We start from the raw sequence: 4,230 nt of genomic DNA, 5'->3' as shown, positions 1-4,230 counted from the left end.
CGGTTCTGCAAGGTGCGAGCCTGGCGGAAAAGTCGGCGGTGCGCGCCGTGCTGGGACGACTGGAAGCGGCGGACGGGCGGCCTTTGATCGCCTGCGGATCGTTGTCGCAAATGCTGGCGTCTGACCGCTGGGGTCTGGCGGCGCGGCCGATGGTCGAGGCGGACCAGGCCCTGATCGCCGTGCGAGACGGGGCGGCGCAGAAGACGCGCGCCCTGATCGATCTGTCGGCGCGGCCGTGGTGGGGGCGGTTGCTGGCCTTGCCCATGCTGAAGGTCATCGCCGCCCTGCCGGATGACGCGGCCGGGACGCCGCGCGCGCTGATGGTCGGGACCGAGGCGCCGGGGCCGACGGGCGACGACCGCACCTTCTGGGTCACGGACAGCGGCTGGCCGGATGCGCGCATCGTCGAGGCCCTGGGCCAGGCCGGTCTGGCGGCCGAATTTCTGTCGGGCGGAGGCGGGTTGAAGCTGTTCGTCCTGACGGGCTATGTGCAGGCGGAAGACGTCAGGCTGGACGGCGCGCCCGGCGGCCTGACCGGCGTCATCGGCGCCGCTCCCGTCTTCTGACAAATTGCGATCGGCAGGGGATGACGCGCGCATGACTGAAGCGAACCAGGCGCCGTCCGACGGCGCGCCTCAACCCAAGCGCGGCGTGCTGGACATCGCCCCCTATGTCGGCGGCAAGAGCGCCATCGCCGGGGTGGCCAAGCCGATCAAGTTGTCCTCCAACGAGAACGCTCTGGGCGCAGGCGAAAAGGCGCGCGAGGCCTTCGCCGCCGCCGTGTCCTCGATCCACCTCTATCCCGACGGCCGGGCCGACCGTCTGCGCGCGGCCGTGGCCGAGGCGCATGGGCTGGAGCCGGAACGTCTGATCTTCGGCAACGGCTCGGACGAGGTCTTCGCCCTGCTGAACCAGACCTATCTGGAGGCCGGGGACAACATCGTCACCAGCCAGTACGCCTTCGTCGCTTATCAGATTTCAGCCCGCGCCTGTCAGGCCGAGGTCAGACTGGCGGCCGAACCGGATTTTCGCGCCGACGTCGACGCCATGCTGGCCCTGGTCGATGAACGGACCAAGCTGGTCTATCTGTCCAACCCCGCCAATCCGACCGGCAGCTACGCCACGGGCGAGGAGATCCGCCGCCTGCACGCTGGCCTGCCCGCCCACGTCATCCTGGTGGTCGACGAAGCCTACGCCGAGTTCGTCACCGAACCGGACTGGGAGAGCGCCTTCGACCTGGCGCGCACGGCGTCCAACGTCGTCGTCACCCGCACCTTCTCCAAGCTGCACGGCCTGGGCGGTCTGCGCGTCGGCTTCGGCTATGCGCCGCTGGCGGTCGAGCAGGCCATCGACCGCATCCGCCTGCCGTTCAACGTCTCCGTGCCGGGGATCGAGGCGGCCATCGCCGCCCTGGGCGACGAGGCGCACCAGAAGGCCTCGCGCGATCTGGTGGCCGAGTGGCGGCCGCGCCTGATCCAGGCCGTGCGCGGCTTCGGGTTCGAGGTGCTGCCCGCCTCGGGCAACTTCATCCTGATCCGCTTCCCGGATGCGAAACGCCCGGCCTCGGCGGCGCAGGACTATCTGCAGTCCCAGGGGATCATCGTGCGCGGCGTGGCGAGCTACGGCCTGCCGGACTGCCTGCGGGTGACGGTCGGGACGGCGGACCAGAACCGTGCCGTCCTCGACGCCCTCAGCGAGTTCGCGGCGCGCTGACGCGTTAGGACTTAAGCGGACCATTGATCTGGATCGGGATGGATTATTCCCGATCGATAATGGTCTAGTCCCCGCTGTTGAAGCGCAACACGCCGATCACCCCGGCGCGCCAGATGTAGTCGTCCTCGATCAGGGGGCTGTCCTTGATGTCGCCCAGGCGCTGTTCGTAGTTGACGAAGGCGCCCATGCCGTAGCGATCGCCGATCGGGATGGCCAACAGGGCCGCCGCCCCCGCCGCCGACAGTCCGCCCGAAGGTTCGAAGGCGGTCAAGCCGCTGCTCGCGGCCTCGGCGGCGCTGACGCCGTAGTAGCGCTGAACCCGCTCGTCGCTGGCGCCGCGCATATAGGCCATGGTCTGCAACAGGCCGACGCGAGTCACGCGCTGGTGGCTGATGGAGCCGTAGTATTCCATTCCGGCGTCGTCGCCGGTGGCGTCATGCTGGATACGGCCGCCCACGACGATATTCCCCGGCAGCCGTTTGAAGGCGTAGAGCGCCGCGTCGGCGCCTAGGTCCGGCCGATCCATGCCGTCGATGTCGCCTGCGGCGAAACGCGGACGCAACTGCACCCCCGCATGGAAGCCGTCGCGCTTGACCGCATTCCAGCCCAGGCCGTCCAGACCGTTGGCGTAGACGATGTCGCGATAGGAGGCCGAGCCCCAGGCGGTGACGTTGGCCTCGTCGCTGTTGCTGCCGGTGGCGCTGAAGCCGCGCACCACGCCGCCGCCGACATCGACCTTCCACGTCTGAGGGGTCTCGGCCGGTATGAACGGCTGCGACTGCGCCATGGCTGAGATAGGCAGGGCCGAGACCGGCAGGACTGAGAGGGCCGCCGCCAGCAGCGCGAGGCGGAGGGGGCTGTGTGCGGTCATGAACGAGTCCCAGGTCAACAGCTGATGATATAGGGTCTCGCTCTCCAAAGCTTAGGTTTTGGGCGGCAACAAGGCGGTTGAGGCCGTTTCGATCCGGCTTTCCAATTCCGCCATGAAGGCGGCGCGCTTCAGCCCGGCCGGGATCGGCGGCAGGAATTCGAAAACGACCGTGCCCGGATAGCGTTTGAAGCCGTGAGCCGGCCAATGCACGCCCGAGTTGGTGGCGACCGGCCAGCAGGGCGCGTCCACGTCGCGATAGATGGCGGCGACGCCGGGCTTGTAGTCCGCCGGTTCGCCCGGCGTCGTGCGGGTGCCCTCGGGGAAGATCAGGATCTGACGACCTTCGGCCAGACGCGCGCGGGTCTGGCGCACCATGTCCTTCAGCGCCTTGGCGTGGGCGGCGCGGTCGACGGCGATCATCTTCGTCTTCCACGCGAACCAGCCGAAGAAGGGCAGGGGCATCAGCTCCTTCTTCATCACGAAACAGGCGTCGTCCAGGAAGGCGAACGGGGCGATGACGTCCAGCATGCCCTGGTGCTTGGCGGCGATCAGGGCCGGGCCGGTCGGGCGATGCTCCAGCCCGCGCACCTCGACCTTGACCCCGGCGATCCAGCGCAGGCCGAACAGGACGAAGCGCGCCCACAGCTTGATCACCGCAATGGCGACGCCGTGCGGCATCAGCAGCGCCGGCGACAGGCCGATGGCGAACAGCGGCATCGACAGGTAGAGCCACAGGGTGAAGATCAGGGATCGGACGGTCGTCATGCGGCGGCCTTGTTCGGTTCGGAGGCGTCAGCGTCGGCCTCGGCGGTCGGGCCGGGGCGTTCGGGGTGACGGCCGGTCAGGCGGTGCATCCCCTCGCGGCCGAGCACGGCCAGGTACTTCATGTATTCCAGCGTCATGCGCCGCGCCGTCTCGGTCGCGCGCCACCACCCGGCGTTGTCCAGCGACGGGGTGGAGACGGCGTAGGGCGTCAGCCGTACGCCCGGCGCGGCGCCGCGAATCTCCAGCAGGCTGCGCGGCATATGATAGTCGGAGGTCACGACGATCAGGTCGTCATAGCCCTTGGAGCGCGCCCAGGCGGCGATCTCCTGGGCGTTGCCGACGGTGTTCTCGGCCTCGAAACCCAGGTCGACGCAGCAGTTGAACAGCTTGCTGGAGCCCGGCGTCAGGGCGCGCAGCTCCTGGCGGCGGACTTCACGGTTGACGCCCGAGATCAGCAGCCGATCGCCCTTGCCCTGTTCCAGCAGGCGGATGGCGGCGTTGACGCGCTCGGCCGACGGCCCGGTCAGAGAGACAATGGCGTCGGCCCGCGCGGGGTCGGGCGCAGGCGTGAAGCCGCGCACCCGTTCGGCGAAGACGAACAGGCCCGTCAGCCACATCAGCGCCACCACGGCGATCAGCGTCAGGAACTTCATAGGAGACTAACTAGCTACGCTGGCCCAGCTTCGCCAGCGCCGTGAGGCGGGCGGCCAGGACGGCGACGGCGCCCGCCAGCAAGGGGCAGGCGATCAGCACCAGCAGATCGACCCAGGCCAGCGGTAGGGCCGGAGTCAGCCCGCCTTCGCCACCGATTAGGCGCAGCCCGGCCAGCATCAGCGCCGCCAGCCCCGCGCCCGCCGCGCCCGCGGACGCGGCCAGCAGGC

Annotated in this window: 5 protein-coding genes and 1 pseudogene; 2 read left to right on the top strand and 4 right to left on the bottom strand. The window is 69.2% G+C overall.

What is annotated here, in order from left to right; all coding sequences use genetic code 11:
* Together BDIM_RS16905 and hisC are read left to right on the top strand one after the other, a co-directional pair.
* The coding region (locus BDIM_RS16905) for a hypothetical protein (RefSeq protein ID WP_050796737.1) at positions 1 to 566 on the top strand (566 nt) is incomplete at its 5' end.
* A gap of 31 nt (positions 567 to 597) precedes the next feature.
* On the top strand, positions 598 to 1,713 hold the full coding sequence (gene hisC / locus BDIM_RS13910; protein ID WP_003166236.1) for a histidinol-phosphate transaminase: 1,116 nt from the start codon (positions 598 to 600) through the stop codon (positions 1,711 to 1,713).
* 64 nt (positions 1,714 to 1,777) lie between these two features.
* On the opposite strand, the gene BDIM_RS13905 is transcribed toward hisC, so the two are convergent.
* From BDIM_RS13905 to BDIM_RS13890, 4 genes and pseudogenes are all read right to left on the bottom strand, one after another.
* Positions 1,778 to 2,584 (bottom strand): MipA/OmpV family protein, encoded by an 807-nt coding sequence (locus BDIM_RS13905; protein WP_040347087.1) that lies wholly within the window; start codon positions 2,582 to 2,584, stop codon positions 1,778 to 1,780.
* A 51-nt stretch (positions 2,585 to 2,635) separates the two neighbouring features.
* The gene (locus tag BDIM_RS13900; RefSeq protein WP_003166234.1) at positions 2,636 to 3,349 is read right to left on the bottom strand and encodes a lysophospholipid acyltransferase family protein; all 714 of its coding nucleotides are present in this window, start codon (positions 3,347 to 3,349) and stop codon (positions 2,636 to 2,638) included.
* Positions 3,346 to 4,002 carry a YdcF family protein gene (locus BDIM_RS13895; protein WP_003166233.1) on the bottom strand — a complete coding sequence of 219 codons (657 nt, stop codon included), beginning with the start codon at positions 4,000 to 4,002 and terminating at the stop codon, positions 3,346 to 3,348. Before BDIM_RS13895 ends, BDIM_RS13900 begins: the two co-directional genes overlap by 4 nt.
* A 10-nt stretch (positions 4,003 to 4,012) precedes the next feature.
* Positions 4,013 to 4,230: pseudogene (locus BDIM_RS13890) on the bottom strand (ABC transporter permease); the annotation flags it as partial.

It is taken from the genome of Brevundimonas diminuta ATCC 11568 (genome assembly GCF_000204035.1).
Taxonomy (GTDB): domain Bacteria; phylum Pseudomonadota; class Alphaproteobacteria; order Caulobacterales; family Caulobacteraceae; genus Brevundimonas; species Brevundimonas diminuta.
The sequence above is the reverse complement of the archived record's forward strand: the minus strand, read 5'-3'. Positions and strand labels throughout refer to the sequence as shown.